The organism is Brumimicrobium salinarum (assembly GCF_002844555.1).
Classification (GTDB): domain Bacteria; phylum Bacteroidota; class Bacteroidia; order Flavobacteriales_D; family Crocinitomicaceae; genus Brumimicrobium; species Brumimicrobium salinarum.
In genome coordinates this window covers 54,133-70,827 of sequence record NZ_PJNI01000011.1, presented here as the reverse complement: position 1 = coordinate 70,827, position 16,695 = coordinate 54,133, and the positions used below count along the sequence as shown (strand labels likewise).

The 16,695-nt window shown below is 32.5% G+C and carries 17 protein-coding genes; all 17 read left to right on the top strand.

The features are described from left to right. Positions 1-288: 288 nt before the first annotated feature. The 17 genes from CW751_RS10670 (at position 289) to CW751_RS10590 (ending at position 16,635) form a co-directional block, all read left to right on the top strand. On the top strand, positions 289-1,290 hold the full coding sequence (locus tag CW751_RS10670) for an SDR family oxidoreductase (protein WP_101335015.1): 1,002 nt from the start codon (positions 289-291) through the stop codon (positions 1,288-1,290). Positions 1,291-1,296: 6 nt separating this feature from the next. Continuing rightward, complete coding sequence (gene rfbD, locus CW751_RS10665; RefSeq protein WP_101335013.1) at positions 1,297-2,175, top strand: dTDP-4-dehydrorhamnose reductase; 879 nt, start codon at positions 1,297-1,299, stop codon at positions 2,173-2,175. Next, on the top strand, positions 2,172-3,044 hold the full coding sequence (gene rfbA, locus CW751_RS10660; protein WP_101335011.1) for a glucose-1-phosphate thymidylyltransferase RfbA: 873 nt from the start codon (positions 2,172-2,174) through the stop codon (positions 3,042-3,044). The genes rfbD and rfbA overlap by 4 nt, the downstream gene beginning before the upstream one ends. A 21-nt stretch (positions 3,045-3,065) precedes the next feature. Next, positions 3,066-4,457 carry a UDP-glucose 6-dehydrogenase gene (locus CW751_RS10655; protein ID WP_101335009.1) on the top strand — a complete coding sequence of 464 codons (1,392 nt, stop codon included), beginning with the start codon at positions 3,066-3,068 and terminating at the stop codon, positions 4,455-4,457. Positions 4,458-4,460: 3 nt separating this feature from the next. After that, complete coding sequence (locus CW751_RS10650) at positions 4,461-5,954, top strand: oligosaccharide flippase family protein (protein WP_101335007.1); 1,494 nt, start codon at positions 4,461-4,463, stop codon at positions 5,952-5,954. Further along, complete coding sequence (locus tag CW751_RS10645) at positions 5,951-6,988, top strand: nitroreductase family protein (protein WP_101335006.1); 1,038 nt, start codon at positions 5,951-5,953, stop codon at positions 6,986-6,988. Before CW751_RS10650 ends, CW751_RS10645 begins: the two co-directional genes overlap by 4 nt. An 81-nt stretch (positions 6,989-7,069) precedes the next feature. Further along, on the top strand, positions 7,070-7,420 hold the full coding sequence (locus CW751_RS10640) for a glycosyltransferase family protein (RefSeq protein ID WP_101335004.1): 351 nt from the start codon (positions 7,070-7,072) through the stop codon (positions 7,418-7,420). A gap of 11 nt (positions 7,421-7,431) precedes the next feature. Then, positions 7,432-8,214: a polysaccharide pyruvyl transferase family protein gene (locus CW751_RS10635; RefSeq protein WP_165779284.1), complete on the top strand. Its 783-nt coding sequence runs from the start codon at positions 7,432-7,434 to the stop codon at positions 8,212-8,214. After that, positions 8,207-9,208, top strand: coding sequence for a glycosyltransferase (locus tag CW751_RS10630; protein WP_101335000.1), 1,002 nt, complete (start codon positions 8,207-8,209; stop codon positions 9,206-9,208). Before CW751_RS10635 ends, CW751_RS10630 begins: the two co-directional genes overlap by 8 nt. Then, on the top strand, positions 9,208-9,597 hold the full coding sequence (locus tag CW751_RS15855) for an EpsG family protein (protein WP_101334999.1): 390 nt from the start codon (positions 9,208-9,210) through the stop codon (positions 9,595-9,597). Before CW751_RS10630 ends, CW751_RS15855 begins: the two co-directional genes overlap by 1 nt. Positions 9,598-9,635: 38 nt before the next feature. Further along, the gene (locus CW751_RS10620; RefSeq protein WP_262484527.1) at positions 9,636-10,367 is read left to right on the top strand and encodes an EpsG family protein; all 732 of its coding nucleotides are present in this window, start codon (positions 9,636-9,638) and stop codon (positions 10,365-10,367) included. A 99-nt stretch (positions 10,368-10,466) separates the two neighbouring features. After that, positions 10,467-11,594 carry a glycosyltransferase family 4 protein gene (locus tag CW751_RS10615; RefSeq protein ID WP_101334997.1) on the top strand — a complete coding sequence of 376 codons (1,128 nt, stop codon included), beginning with the start codon at positions 10,467-10,469 and terminating at the stop codon, positions 11,592-11,594. A 27-nt stretch (positions 11,595-11,621) separates the two neighbouring features. Continuing rightward, positions 11,622-12,809: a glycosyltransferase family 4 protein gene (locus tag CW751_RS10610; protein ID WP_101334996.1), complete on the top strand. Its 1,188-nt coding sequence runs from the start codon at positions 11,622-11,624 to the stop codon at positions 12,807-12,809. Continuing rightward, on the top strand, positions 12,802-13,407 hold the full coding sequence (locus CW751_RS10605; RefSeq protein ID WP_101334994.1) for a sugar transferase: 606 nt from the start codon (positions 12,802-12,804) through the stop codon (positions 13,405-13,407). Before CW751_RS10610 ends, CW751_RS10605 begins: the two co-directional genes overlap by 8 nt. Further along, entirely contained in the window at positions 13,404-14,027 is a 624-nt protein-coding gene (locus CW751_RS10600; RefSeq protein ID WP_101334992.1) for an acetyltransferase, read from the top strand. Before CW751_RS10605 ends, CW751_RS10600 begins: the two co-directional genes overlap by 4 nt. 85 nt (positions 14,028-14,112) lie before the next feature. Continuing rightward, a complete protein-coding gene (locus CW751_RS10595; RefSeq protein ID WP_101334990.1) occupies positions 14,113-15,246 on the top strand; it encodes a DegT/DnrJ/EryC1/StrS family aminotransferase in 1,134 nt (377 codons plus the stop codon). Positions 15,247-15,303: 57 nt separating this feature from the next. Then, positions 15,304-16,635, top strand: coding sequence for an MATE family efflux transporter (locus CW751_RS10590; RefSeq protein ID WP_101334989.1), 1,332 nt, complete (start codon positions 15,304-15,306; stop codon positions 16,633-16,635). Positions 16,636-16,695 lie beyond the last annotated feature (60 nt).

Below are 16,695 nucleotides of genomic sequence, written 5' to 3'. Positions count from 1 at the left end.
AAAAAAATCAATTACATGCTTCGATCTTCCTTTTTGGTGTCCTTTTCAAATCTGATGGATCGAAATACTTTTTTTTTGTTGCGACAAAACTAACCATTTAAGATGTCATATTTATTTAGCATGAGAAGCTTATTTTATCTATATTTGCAGCAATTACGAAATCAGTAGACGATTCAACACGGAAACGTGATGTGACTCGTTGTGGCGAAGCCATGCCATTATTTTACCAAAAAGAAACACGCTTAAAATACAAAACAACACTATTTTTCACATCACCAAAAAATCATAATGAATTTAAAAGAAACATCAACATTAAAAAATAAGCAAATTCTTGTTACAGGTGGAGCTGGTTTTATCGGTTCTAATTTGTGTGAGACTTTACTTGAGATTGGTGCAATTGTCACATGTCTAGACAATTTTGCTACTGGTCATTTATATAACATTGAACCTTTTCTAAAAAATAAGAACTTCACATTTGTTGAAGGTAATATATGCGATCTCAAAACATGTAAAGAAGCTTGTGAAAATAAAGACTTTGTACTTCATCAAGCAGCACTAGGATCAGTTCCAAGGTCAATCAAAGATCCTATAAAAACAAATGAAGTTAACATCAATGGTTTTTTAAATATGCTTGTTGCCGCACGGGATGCTCAAGTAAAACGATTTGTTTATGCAGCAAGTAGTTCTACTTATGGTGATGCAGAAGAGTTACCAAAAGTGGAGCATGTTATTGGCAAACCTTTGTCACCTTATGCAATTACAAAATATGTTAATGAATTATATGCAGAAATTTTTCATTCTACCTACGGTTTAGACACAATCGGGTTGCGTTATTTCAACGTATTCGGAAGAAGGCAAGACCCTAACGGTGCATACGCAGCAGTTATACCATTATTTGTAAAAAAGTTCATGAATCATGAATCTCCTGTTATTAATGGTGACGGAACTTATTCACGTGATTTCACGTATATTGACAATGTTGTTCAAATGAATTTACTAGCATTGACAACCGAAAACGATAAAGCGGTCAACCAAATTTATAATACCGCAGTGGGTGATCGAACAAATTTACTAGAGCTAACACAGCTCCTTAAAAAATACCTAATAAAATTTGACAAGTCTATTGAAAATATTAATATCTATCATGGACCTGAACGAGAAGGCGATATCCCTCATTCACTTGCTTCCATAGAAAAAGCGAAAAAACTATTAGATTACAATCCATCTCACCCAATAGAAAGCGGAATTGCTGAAGCAATCGGTTGGTATTGGAAGAATTTGAAAAAGTAATCAGAAATGACTAAAAAAGTACTTATAACAGGTAAGAATGGTCAGTTGGGCTCTGAATTACAAAAGTACTCCCAGGTCGAGGTTGACTTTCATTTTGTTTTCTTAGATAGACAAGAAATGCCGCTTGAAAACAAGGATGCTATTTTAAAAGTACTAAATACATTTAAACCCAATGTAATTATTAATGCAGGTGCATATACTGCCGTTGATAAAGCGGAAGAAGAAAAAGAAGTAGCAGATTTAGTCAATCACCAAGCATTAAGAGTTATTGCAGAATGGTGCAATCAAAATAGTGCAAAGTTAATTCACATATCAACTGACTATGTCTTTGATGGTAACAGTGATAAACCTTATAAAGAAAACGATATTACTGATCCAATAAATTGGTATGGAGAAACAAAACTTCTAGGAGAAAAAGCCGTTTCAAAACAACTAAATAATGCAATAATTATTCGTACTTCTTGGGTTTATTCAGCTAGTGGAAATAATTTCGTTAAAACAATGTTGAATTTAATGAAAAACCGTGATCAAATCTCTGTTGTGAATGATCAAATTGGTTCTCCCACATGGGCAGCAGATTTGGCCAACGCAATTCTGACAATTATTAAAGCAAACAAATGGATACCAGGTATTTATCACTTTTCGAATTCAGGTAAAGTTTCCTGGCACGGCTATGCAAAAGAGATTCAGCATTTAGTTGGTTTAGCATGTAATATAAACGCTGTTGATTCTACAAAGTTTCCAACTAAAGCTAAAAGACCAAAGTATTCTTTATTGGATACAACAAAAATCGAACGTCTTTACGACATTAAACCACCACATTGGAAAAAAAGTCTTAAAGAATTTTTATCTAATAATCCATCACTTTTAAATAAGGAATCATGAAGGGAATTATTTTAGCAGGAGGCTCTGGAACCCGACTACACCCTCTTACTCACGCAGTCAGTAAGCAGTTATTACCGATCTATGACAAGCCAATGATATATTACCCCTTGTCTGTTCTCATGTTAGCAGGAATAAAAGAGGTGTTAATTATTTCCACGCCCCACGATTTACCAAATTTTCAACGACTTTTAGGAGATGGCAGTCGTTTTGGGATACAACTGAGTTACAAAGAGCAACCTTCCCCTGATGGTTTAGCACAAGCTTTTATATTAGGCAAGGACTTTATAGGTTCTGATGATGTTTGTTTAGTGCTAGGTGACAATATCTTTCACGGCGCAGGCTTAAAAAACATTCTAAAAGAAGCAATCACTGAGGTAAAGGAAGAAAAAAAAGCAGTTATTTTCGGTAATTATGTTAATGATCCAAAAAGATATGGAGTAGCGGAATTTGATAAAAACAAAAACGTAATTAGCATTGAAGAAAAACCTGTACACCCAAAGTCAAACTACGCAGTTGTAGGCTTATATTTCTACCCTAACTCTGTAATTCACATTGCCGAAAAAGTTAAGCCTTCCAATCGAGGAGAGCTTGAAATAACTTCGGTAAACCAAACATATCTTGAAGACAATAATTTAAAACTTCAACTTTTAAGTAGAGGTTTTGCTTGGCTAGATACAGGTACACATGAAGCATTAACAGAAGCTACTGAGTTTGTAAAAGCTATTGAGAAAAGAACAGGCTTAAAAATAGCATGTTTGGAAGAAATTGCGCTAAATAATAAATGGATCAGTAAGGATGAACTTTCAAATCAAATTGAAGGAATGAAAGGAAATTATTCTGAATATTTAAAAAGATTAATTCAAGATTAATTCAAGATAAAAACTATAGAAATGAAGATTAAAAACATTTGTTGCATTGGAGCCGGATATGTTGGAGGACCAACGATGTCTGTTTTAGCACAAAAAAATCCAGATATAAAAATAACTGTTGTTGACATTAATCAAGACAGAATTAATTCATGGAATGATGAAAATTTAAATGATTTACCCATATACGAGCCAGGATTAAAAGAAATTGTAAATGAAGCACGAGATAGAAATTTATTTTTTCATACAGATGTAGAAAAAGCTATCGATGAGGCAGATATGATTTTTATTTCTGTAAATACGCCTACCAAAACTTACGGTAAAGGTAAGGGTATGGCCGCAGATTTAAAATATGTTGAATTATGTGCCAGACAAATTGCTAAAGTAGCTAAATCTGATAAAATCGTTGTAGAAAAATCTACCCTACCTGTAAGGACAGCTCAAGCAATTAAAAACATATTGGATAATACAGGAAGTGGAGTGAAATTCCAAATTTTATCTAATCCAGAATTTTTAGCCGAAGGAACAGCGATACAAGATTTACTCCATCCTGATCGTGTTTTAATTGGTGGAGAGGAAAGTCCGGAAGGCAAAGAAGCTATCGATGCTTTGGTTGAAATTTATGCAACATGGATTCCGAAAGAAAAAATCTTGACAACTAATGTTTGGTCTTCAGAGCTTTCAAAATTAGTTGCCAATGCATTTTTAGCCCAAAGGGTTTCTTCTATCAATGCCATTTCAGAACTATGCGAAGTCACTGGTGCAGACGTCAATGAAGTAAGTCGAGCAATTGGAATGGACAGCAGAATTGGTCCTAAGTTTTTAAAATCTTCAGTTGGTTTCGGAGGTTCGTGCTTTCAAAAGGATATACTGAACTTAGTTTACATAGCAAAAACCTATGGTTTACATGAAGTAGCAGATTATTGGGAACAAGTTATTATTATGAACGACCATCAAAAAAGAAGATTTGCTGACAATATTGTAAGCACGCTTTACAATACGGTATCAGGAAAGAAAATCACTTTCTTGGGATGGGCATTTAAGAAAGACACCAATGACACGCGTGAATCTGCCGCAATATATGTAGCGGATGCGTTAATGAATGAGCAAGCAGAAATTACAGTTTACGACCCTAAAGTAAGCGAAGAAAGAATTTATGAAGATTTGGATTATCTCGGCACACGTAGTCCCGAAGAAAACAGAAAATTACTCAAAGTAGTTAAGGAGCCGTATGAAGCATGTAACGAATCACATGCAATTGCTATACTCACCGAGTGGGATGAGTTTAAAGAATATGACTGGCAAAAAATCTATGATTCTGTAATTAAACCCGCTTTTATATTTGATGGTAGAAAACTTTTAAATCCAAAAGAAATAAAAGAAATTGGGTTTGAGTATTATGCTATTGGGAGTTAAGAAATGTCCACATCAAAAACCATAGCAAAAAACACCCTATTCCTTTATTTTAGGATGTTTCTGGTCATGGGAGTCACACTCTACATGTCTAGGATTGTCTTAGACCAGTTGGGTGTTACTGATTATGGTATCTATTCTTTAGTAGGTGGAATTGTTGCTATGTTTGGTTTTCTAAATTCTTCGATGTCCTCGGCTACTCAAAGGTATTTGTCTTTTGATTTGGGTAAAAAAGATGAAAAACGATTACAAAAAACATTTAGTGCAACACTATCCATCCATATTGTAATCGCTATTCTGATATTATTAGTAGCAGAAACTTTAGGGCTTTGGTATGTCAATTATAAAGTAGTTTTGCCACCCGATAGACTTTTTGCTGCAAACGTTGTTTATCAATTCTCTGTGTTAACGGCGTTAGTTGGCATTATTCAAGTGCCTTATGATTCCCTTATCATTGCTTACGAGAAAATGAACATCTATGCGTATATCAGTTTAGTTGAAGTAGGTTTAAAATTAGGTTTAGTTTTTCTTTTGGTCATCTATGGAGGTGATAAATTAATTGCCTATGCAATAATGATGTTTTTAGTGTCATTGATTATTAGAATAGCTTACCAAATTTATTGCAGAAAAAACTATGCAGCGAGCAAATTTAAGTTCGAATATGATAAAACTTATTTTAAAGAATTGATTAGCTATTCAGGTTGGAACCTCTTCGGAGGAATTGCTTCTGTAAGTAGAAGTCAAGGAATAAACATTGTGCTCAACCTGTTTTTCGGAACAGTAGTCAACGCTGCCTATGGTTTAACGCTTCAAGTACAAAGCGCAGTGAATCAATTCGTTACTAATTTTCAAAAAGCTGTTAATCCGCAAATTATAAAGACTTATTCAGAAGGGAATTTAGCACAGATGCATAAACTCATTATTCAAAGCTCAAAATTTTCTTTTTTATTGATGATGCTTTTGGTCGCTCCCATTTTATTCAACACCGAGTTTATTTTAAATATTTGGCTGAAAGAGCCACCTGAGTATACTGTAGTTTTTGTGCAGTTGAGCTTGTTGGGTGTGTTGATAGATTGTATATCTGGTCCGTTAATAGTAGCTGTTCAAGCAACGGGAAAAATAATGAGGTATCAAATTATAATTGGAAGCTTAATCATTCTAACTCTACCTCTATCAGTCTTATGGATTTACTATGGTGGTGATCCAAAAACTGTTTTTTATGCGATACTATTAATAAATATACTGTCATTTATATTTCGACTATTCTTTTTAAAAGTCTTATTGAATCTAAATATTTTATATTTTCTTAAAATTTTAATTTTTAGAATGTTATCTGTTTCTTTTATCGTATACGGATTTTTCATTTTATTGGATCAATTTAACATCGCAAGTGGTTGGATAAACATTATGTTTTCAATATTAACAACAGTAACATTTGTTTTAATTATAGGTCTGAGTAAATCAGATTATGTTTTACTAAGAACTTTTATTAAAAAATGAGAAATAAAATAAAGAACTTTTTAAGAGTCATTTTAGGTAAAAAGTTTAGTGATTTTTTATTCAAAAAAGCTAAAAACTTTAGAAACCTATTTTACCTGGCTACCAATACACTAGCAGATTTCAAACTTTATTTTAGGTATTCTACACTTTTTAGGTTGGATAGCATAAAAAAACAAGAAGCACTATTAATACTTGATTATCATTCTATTGAAAAAGGAATGCTCTACCTAGATATGAAGCCACGATTTGCGCAAAACAGAGTAGAAAGAATACATAAACATCTTAAATCAAAAAGATTATTGCAAAACTTACAAAGATCTCAAATAGAGGTTACGCTTCAAGTAATGTGCAATTATTATGAAATTCATCAAGACAAAAATATAGAAATTGAAGACTATTTTTCTAAATCTCAATATGAAAATTACAAGGAACTCCTCAATCAAAAATATGCTAAAGAATTTTGTGGAGCAATAGATGTTTCTGCTTCTGATTTTTACCACAATGCATCAGCACCTTTTGATAAGTTTGCATATTCCAGAAAAAGTGTAAGAAATTACACAGGAGAAAAGGTAAGTCATAGAAAAATAAGAAAAGCTATCTCTTTATCACTGTCCGCTCCCTCAGTTTGTAATAGACAAGCCAATACAGTTTACTTACTAGAGGACAAGCAAAAAATCGATAAGGTTTTAGATATCCAAGGTGGATTTAAGGGATATGAAAAGAATGTGAGTCAACTATTGATACTCACTAATAATAGAAATTACTACTATACAGTTGGAGAAAGAAATCAATTTTATATTGATGGAGGAGTTTTTCTTCTTAATCTACTTTATTCGCTTCACTTTTATAAAATAGCAAATTGTCCAGCCAATTGGGGTAAAATGGTTAAAGATGAAAAAGCATTAGAAAAAATCATTTCTATACCAAAGTCGGAGAAAATTATCTGTATGATACCGATTGGGATTGCCAAAGAGGAATTTAGAGTTACACTATCAAAAAGAAGAAGTGTAGAGGAAACTTTAGTTCATTTATAATAAAAACATATAAAACGTTAATCTTTATTATATTAAATATAGAATCCATCTTTATAAAACGAATATAAAGCTTATCACATTATGAAAATAGGAATTATCACCCATCCCATTATTTACAATTATGGCGGCATTCTACAGAACTATGCCCTACAACAGGTATTAGAAGAAATGGGGCATGAAGTGTACACCATCGATAGACTTCCCAAAACAAAATTAATAATCAAAATCCTCTCTGTCGGAAAAAGAGCATTATTAAAACTAACTGGTAAAAAAGTAAAACTACGCAGTTGGCAAAACCAAAAAGAAAGCGACATAATTAATAAGCATACACGAGGATTTGTCAAAAAATATATCCAAACAACAAGTTCAATCTTTACAGATACTGAAATAAAAAAATTCATAAAAAATACGATTTTGATGCGTATATTGTAGGAAGTGATCAGGTGTGGAGACGAAATGATGCACATGGTAACAACGACGAGTTTTTAGCATTTTTAAAAAATAACAATCAAGTAAAGAAGATAGCTTACTCTGCTTCCTTTGGTGTTTCGGAATGGGAGTTTAATGGAGAGGAGACAAAGCGATTTCAAAAATTGGCCCAATTATTTGATGCTATTTCTGTACGTGAAGATGCAGGAGTGGGACTCTGCAAAAATTATCTAAACGTAGAAGCTCAGCATTTAGTTGATCCGACGATGTTGTTAACAAAAGAAAAATTTATTTCATTGGTTGAAAAAGAAAAAACTCAAAAAAATGAAGGATCGCTCTTTTGTTATGTTCTCGACCGAAACAAAGATAAAAATCAAATCATTAATGAGATCGGAAAAAAATTAGAGTTAAAAGACTTTGAAGTGTTGCCCGAACAAAATTTCAAAATGGAATACAAAGATGATTTTGATATTAACAAATGTATTTTCCCAAAAATCGAACAATGGCTAAAAGCTTTTATGGATGCTGAGTTTATCATTACAGATTCTTTTCATGGCACTGCTTTTTCCATTCTTTTTAACAAACCATTCATAGCTATAGTTAATAAAACTAGAGGGGCTTCACGATTTTACTCCTTGCTGAAAACTTTTGATCTTGAAAATAGAGCGATCAACCAAGAGGATAAAATCAACCTAAGTTTATTGGATGAAGAAATAGATTTTGAAAGGGTGAATACAATTTTAAACCAAGAAAAAGAAAAATCATTTGATTTCTTAACGTCGGCATTAAATGACTAATCCTGAATTGACAATAATCGTCCCTATTTTCAATTTAGAAAAAGATATTTCTAGGTGTATAGATTCTATTCTAAACCAAGATTTTAAAAACTATGAGTTGTTGTTAATTAATGACGGCAGCACAGATCACTCGGGAAAAGTCATTGATGGTTATGCAATAAAAGACCAACGCATACAAGTATTTCATCAAGAAAACAAAGGTGTAAGTGCAGCCAGAAATTTGGGTTTAAAAAAAGCAAAAGGAACTTGGGTTTCTTTTATTGATGGAGACGACACCATTTACCCCAACTCTTTATCCACCTTAATGAAAGCTACAGATAATCAAAGTTTGGAGCTGATTATTGCTCGATCATTTGTAGAAAAAGAAGATAAATTAAAAAAGGAAGACTATGGTTTTGACTCTTCTTTTTTAGATAAATCCTTTTCTGGTTATGAATTGATAACCCAAAAGTCTTATTTAAGAGGTTCTGTCTGCGGATGCCTTTTTAACACGCATTTCTTAAAAGAAAACAGAATTGAATTTCCACATGACTTAAAAATTGGTGAAGACAGTATTTTTATAACCTTAGTTCATTTATACAGTCAATACATTGTTTTCATTGATCAAATATTTTACATAATCAATGAACGCGAAGGAAGTGCGTCAAGAAGCTGGACCCCGGAAAAGGTTTTAAAAATGACAGACAGCATTACTTTTATTAAAAATTACATAGAAAAACATCCACAACTCTCAAAAAGTCAACTTGCCATTTTAGATTACAGAATATACGGTGTTGTATCTACTTTATTTTATAATTTTTATTATTGCTTCTCTTTTAAATATTTTTTCAAAATAATGAGGAATTTAAAAAATCTAGTACCCGTTAAAATTGAAACTTTAGATATTCAAATGAGTAAATCCAAAGTTAAACTCCTCAATTTTTCTTTACCTCTTTTTGCAGTTTCTGTTTTGTTAAAGCAATTATTTAGAGAAAAACTTAAACAACACAGCTAATGCTTCAGAGCTTATTGGTTTATTCTTCACTATTTGCTGTAATGATGTTATTTTCTATGGTAACTCAACAGAGACATAGCTATTCTAAAATAGTATCAGCTGAGGAAGAGAATAAGTCATTTTGGAAAATTTACATCATTCTGCCATTAATTCTATTTGCCATCGTTTTTGGAATGCGTTACGATGTAGGAGTAGATCATTTGGATTATCTAAATGCTTACAAGCAGAGAGTAGATGTATCTAAAGGCGAACCATTATTTGATATAATAACCCATTTTTTTCAGGGACTCAACCTTCATTATGTCTACTACTTTTCTTTTCTTGCATTTATTCAAGTATTTCTCTTTTTCTATGCTTTCAAAAATGAGAAGTACCTATTTCCTTTTTAGTATTTTTTCTGTTCACTAACTATGAATGGGTTTTTTGGATGAATGGAATAAGACAAGCATTAGCACTGTGCGTATGGTTAGTTGCTGTTCGTTATATAGCAGAAAAACGCTTTTGGACCTATTTGGCATTGTGTATTGCAAGCAGTATGTTTCACTATAGTGCGGCTATTCTCATCATTCTTTACCCCATTTTACGCAATTCAAAAGACTATTTTAAAAGTATAAAGCTACAACTTTTATTGCTCGGAGTAGCATTTCTAATTCAAAGTTACTTTCTGTTTTTATTACCTAAAACCGAAATTTTATTAGATGTTTATAAAACATTATTAGGAGGTGGAAAAGCTTATGGCAAAACGTATGGGATAGAAGGTCTTAAAAACAGTTATATTGAAAGTGAGGGAACTAATTTAGTTTATTATTCGAAAATAATCATCAATATCATTATCATATTTTATAGTCAAAAACTGAAAGACTTTTACGATACCAACAAATTCACCATCATTTATTTTCTCTTTTTTATAGGTTTAATAACTTCCTATATGTTTCCTATAGGTTATATTTCGGTAACAAGGCCCTTTAGGTATTTCTATATTTTTGAAACAATAATGTATGCCTATTTTGCCTATTATTTAATAAAAAACAAAACACCACAAAATCAAGTATTATTTTTAATTTTAATCGTTTTATTTATTGGTGTTTTTTTATCTTCAATTGCTGTAGCTTCAGAAGACTCACATCTAATATATCAGTTTTTCTTTGATCAAGATTGACTATAAAGTCATAACTACAAAACAATAAACAATTCTTTATTAGATATATACTATACAGTAGATATCTTCCAACAACTAAGAGTTAAATAAAAACTATTCATGATTCTCCACATTACAAACGATTATGCTGGCTCTTCTGTTTACAAAAATTTGATTTCAAATCTCGATCAAAGTGGAGTTAAACAAATAATTTATACCCCAATAAAAAGTAGTAAGAGCATTGGTAAAAATAGTATTGAACTAAAAGAAAAAGAATCAAAGATTATTTATAGTAATGTTTTAAATATGCACATTGATCGTGTTTTATTTAACATTAAAATAAATAAGATTGATAAAGACATTAAAACCAAAGTAGAGTTCAATAAAGTTAGTTGCATTCACGCTCACACTTGGTTCAGCGATGGAGCTGTTGCACTGAAATTAAATAAAGAGTTTAACATTCCTTACATAATTGCTGTAAGAGGTTCAGATTTAAATCAATTCTGGAAATTACCTCACTTAAAAAAGCAAGGGCTTGAGATATTAAGTAAAGCAACAAAAATCATCTTCATCACCCCACGGTATAGAGAACGATTTCTTGAAATTAATAAAGTAAAACAACAGGGAGCGTGCTTAGCAGAAAAGACGATTGTTATTTTGAATGGTTTAGATAATTATTGGTTGAAAAACGTTAAACCACGCAGAATGATAATTAACTTACCTGTCAACTTGCTTTATATCGGTGTCTTTTCGAAAACAAAGAATGTATTGCGATTAATTAAATCAATTGAAAAAGTTAATGATTTGGGTATTAAATGCACACTAACACTTGTCGGTGGAGGTGGACACCAAGAAAAAAAAATATTATCTCAAGTTTCCAACAAAACGAATATTACTTTTCTTGGTAAAATCTACAGTAAAACAGCATTAAGTAAACTGTTTAAACAAACTGATATTTTTGTTATGCCCTCAATTCAAGAAACGTTTGGTTTAGTATATGCCGAAGCACTTTCTCAGGGCATCCCTGTGTTATACACTAGAAACGAAGGAATAGACGGTGTTTTTAAAGAAAACATTGGAGTAGCTGTAAACCCAAAGTCTGTCGAATCAATTGCTGATGGATTGTTGAAAATCATTGAAAATTATAATAAGTTTAATTTTAATCCACAACAAGTTGTAGGCCAACTGGACTGGTCTAAAATTGCTAAAAAATATACAGACATCTATCAAAACATTCTAGAGAAGTAATACCTTTAGAATCAAAATAAGATTAAAGTGAATCTACTATACATCCATCAATATTTCGTTACACCTTCAGAGTCTGGAGGAACTAGGTCGTACTGGCTAGCAAAAGAGCTAATTAATCGAGGCCATGAGGTTACCATGATTACAAGTTCTATTGATATTTCAAAAAAAATAGAAAGAAAAAAAATTGATGGAATTAATGTGATATACATTAAAGAGGATTATCAACAATCGATGAGTATTCGTCAGCGATTAAAAGCCTTTCTAAGTTTTATGTTTAAAGCCAGTAGATTGGCTATGAAACAAAAGGATATAGATTTAGTCATCGCCACTTCAACACCACTAACGGTTGGAGTACCCGCACTTATATTAAAATGGTTTAAGGGAATACCGTATGTTTTTGAGGTTAGAGATTTATGGCCTGAAGTTCCTATACAAATGGGGGCAATTCGAAACAAGCTACTAATTAGAATAATGCGAAGGTTTGAAAAATCAATCTATAAAAACGCGAAACATATAATTGCCTTATCACCTGGAATGTTAGAAGGAGTTCTAAAATATGTTCCTAAAGAAAAAACTACGATGATTCCAAATATGTCGAAAATTGATGAGTTTTGGCCGAGGGATAAGAATCTAGAATTAGAGAAATCACTAGGCTTGAAACAAGAGAGTTTTAAAATCATTCACTTTGGTGCAATAGGATTAGCCAATGGAGTTCATACCATTATTGAATCTGCAAAGTTATTAAATAGTGATAAAACAGTGGAGTTTATATTTGTTGGTGGAGGTGCTATAAAAGAACAACTTATAAATAAATGTAAAGATTTAGGATTATCAAATGTTAAGTTTTTAGGAAAGTTCCCTATGCAGGAAACTTCTGAAATTGTAAACCTCTGTGATGTATCCATGGTCAGTTTTTTAGACCTTCCAATCTTATATACGAACTCTCCAAATAAATTATTTGATTCTTTATCCGCTGGAAAACCAATCATTGTTAACTCTTCTGGATGGACAAAAGAGATTGTAGAAAAAAACAATTGTGGATTTTATGTTGACCCTAACCGACCTAAAGAATTAGTAAATAAAATCCGATTGTTACAAAATGACACTGCCCTTATTAAACAAATGGGTGAGAATGCAAGAAATCTGGCTAAAAATAAATATGACAAAGGCTTACTTTGCAAACAGTTCGCTGATACAATTGAAAAACATGTATAAATCCATCTTAAAACCCCTTTTCGACTTCTTCGCTGCCTTTATTGGATTTTTAATTTTATCTCCTATATTTCTAATCATTACCCTACTACTGATTTTCGCTAATAATGGTAAACCGTTTTTCTTTCAGAAACGTCCAGGTAAAAATGAACGTATTTTTAAGGTCATCAAGTTTAAAACGATGAATGATAAAAAAGACAAGCAGGGAAATCTTCTTCCTGATTATTTACGGTTAACAAAAACAGGTTCGTTCATAAGGAAAACAAGTTTGGATGAAATTCCTCAATTACTTAACGTAATAAAAGGAGACATGAGTTTAATAGGCCCTCGTCCCCTACTAGTGGAGTATTTACCTTTGTACAATGAAGAACAAAAACGCAGACATGAAATAAAACCAGGAATTACAGGATGGGCACAGATAAATGGTCGTAATGCTATATCTTGGCAAAAGAAATTTGAATATGACGTTTATTATATAAATCACTTGTCTTTTTGGTTAGACTTAAAAATTATACTTTTGACATTGAAAAAAGTGTTTGTTAGAGAAGGAATTTCTCAAGACGGACAAGCTACGATGGAAGTTTTTAAAGGAAATAAATGAAAGAATTATATTTATTTGGTGCTAGTGGTCATGCTAAAGTTTTAATTGAAATTGCCGAAAGTACAAATTGGAAAGTTACTGGCTTAGTTGATGATAATGCAGATTTAAAGTCACTCTTGAATATTCAGATACACAATAAGTTTAAAGCAAAAGATAAGTATTGGATAATATCAATAGGAAACAATACAATTAGAAAAAAAATAGTTGAGCAGTTTGGTTTAAAAGAGTACACCAAGTTAATACACCCCAAATCTTCACTCTCAAGTAGTGTAAACATAGATATAGGCTCTGTAGTTATGGCAGGAGTAAGTATTAATTCAGAATCGAAAATTGGTAAGCATTGTATAATCAATACGAATGCTTCCATTGATCATGATTGTAAAATTGAAGAATTCGTCCATATTTCTCCTAACGTAGGAATAGCTGGGAATGTAAAGATTGGAGAAGGAACTCATATTGGTATTGGCGCAAATATAATTCAAGGAATTAAAGTTGGTAAATGGTGCACAATTGGTGCTGGAGCTGTAATCATTAGAGATGTTCCGGACGGCGCAACGGTAGTTGGAAATCCTGGTAAGATAATTAAGTCTACAATCGGTGGAGTTGATGAAAATAAATGATAAAAAGAAGTATATGCACTGCGTGAGTGCATTTTTTGATTTATCTATAAATAAAGAATTAGAACAATAATTAAGTTAGAAAAGTATGAACTCGAAAATATGGCTCTCTTCACCTCACATGGGAGGCCATGAGCAAAAATTCATTCAACAAGCCTTCGACGAAAACTGGGTGGCTCCATTAGGTCCAAACGTGAATGGTTTTGAAGAAGATTTAAAAGACTACATCAAAGAGGATAAACACGTTGCTGCTCTATCTGCTGGAACAGCTGCTATTCATCTTGCTTTGATTATGCTTGGTGTAAAACAAGGTGATTTTGTAATTTGTCAGTCTATGACGTTTTCAGCTTCAGCAAATCCAATCATGTATCAAGGAGCACATCCTGTTTTTGTAGACAGTGAAACAAGAACATGGAACATTTGTCCAACTGATTTAATTGATGCTATTGAAGGAACAATAAAAAAACATGGCGTTAAACCCAAAGCAATTATTGGAGTTCATTTGTACGGAATGCCTTATTTAGCAGATGAAATAAATGCTATCGCAAAGAAATACGATATTCCTGTTATTGAAGACGCTGCTGAAGCATTAGGAAGTAACTTTAAAGGCCAAAACTGTGGTACGCTTGGAAAGTACGGCATTTTATCTTTTAATGGAAATAAAATTATCACAACTTCAGGCGGTGGTGCGTTAGTTTGTAATACTGAAAAAGAGAAACAACGCGCAGTATTTTTTGCAACTCAGTCAAGAGATCAAGCTCCACACTATCAACACAGCGAAGTTGGTTACAATTACCGCATGTCTAATATTACTGCTGGTATTGGTCGTGGACAAATGATGGTTTTAGATAGTCATGTCCAAGCAAGAAGAAAAAACTATGATTTTTATAAAGAAAGTTTAGGTCACCTACCAGGATTTGAATTTGTCGATGAACCTGAAGGAGTTTTCAGTAACCGTTGGCTTTCGACGGTGTTAATACACCCAGAAAAAGCAGGTTTTACACGTGAAGACTTACGTTTAGCATTAGAAAAAGAAAACATAGAAACTCGACCTCTATGGAAACCTATGCACTTACAGCCTATTTTTAAGGACTGTGATTACTATGGTATTGATGTCGCTGAAAATTTATTTGAAATCGGTCTTTGTTTGCCTAGTGGTTCAAATTTAACAGATCAAGACAGACAAAGAATCCTAAATGGTATCTTAAAGTTGGTTAAATAGTCACAACTAATTTTATCTCTCCCTCTCCCTTAAACTCCTCCCTCTCCCTTAAAACCCATGAGACTCTCTTATTCCTATCCTCAAATCTTAAAGGTTGCATTTCCTTTAATGTTAGGGACTTTCATTCAGTCTATCGTAATGATTACGGATGCAGCTTTTCTAAGTCGATACAGCACTATAAGTTTTGACGCAAGCGGAAATGCAGGACTAATTTATGTTACTCTTTTTATGGGATTAACGGGATTAGGAGATGCTTCTCAAATTATAATGGCGCGGAGAATAGGTCAAAATGAGCCCAAATCTTTGAATGCAGTGCTACAATCGGCAATGCTTGTCATTTTTTCCTTTGCCATAGCTTTCTTTCTTTTGATACAAATTGGAACCGATGATTTTTTGATAAATTATTCAAAAAACAAAGAGCTTGCTCAGGAACAAATAAACTTTTTATCTATTCGTTCTTATGGTTTTTTCATGGGAATTTTAATGCTGAGTTTAAACAGTTTTTTCATGGCCACAGGAAAAACTTGGGTGATAATGGTGAGCACTATAATATTCGCCATTTCAAATATAATTCTAGATTATCTCCTAATATTTGGATTTTGGGATTTGGCACCAATGGGCGTAAAAGGAGCAGCGTTGGCTTCTGTAATTTCAGAAGGAATAACAGGTTTAGTGTTGTTGATATTATTATTCAACTCAAAAGAGCTGAAGACTCATGGTATCTTTGAACAATTCCAAGTAACATTAAAAAGTCTTAGACAATTATTCAAAGTAGGTCTACCTCTCGTTATTCAAGGATTTTTTGCACTTGCAACATGGACGGTTTTCTTTATTTGGATTGAACAAATGAGTACGTATGATCTCACCGTTTCTCAGAACATCAGAGCAATATATTTTCTAGCTTTTGTCCCCATTTTTGGCTTTGCAGCAACAACAAAAACTTATGTTGCTCAATATATGGACATTGCTGACAAAAAGATTATTCCTAAAATCGTCCACCGTATCCAATTCCTAATTATTGTATTTCTTTTACTCATTTTTCACGGTGCTTTACTCTACCCTGAAACATTGATAGCCATTATTAATCCAGACCCAGCATATATAGAAGACAGTGCTTATATATTAAGGCTAATGTTTGGATCTATCTTGTTTTTTGGACTTTCTACACCGTATTTCCAAACCATTAATGGGTCTGGAAACACCAGAGTAACCCTTTTAATTGAAGTCTTATGTATGATTCTATATATTGCTTACGCTTATGTAACAATAAAGGTTTGGAAATGGAACATTGAAGCTGTTTGGACTGTTGAGTATCTCTATTTTATCTCTCTAGGAGTATTTTCCTTATTATATTTATCGATATTTAATTGGCGCAAAAAAGAGTATTGATTATTAGGAAGGCGTAGAATTATATTGGGGTTTTCGGTTCTCGATACAATTTTATTCCGT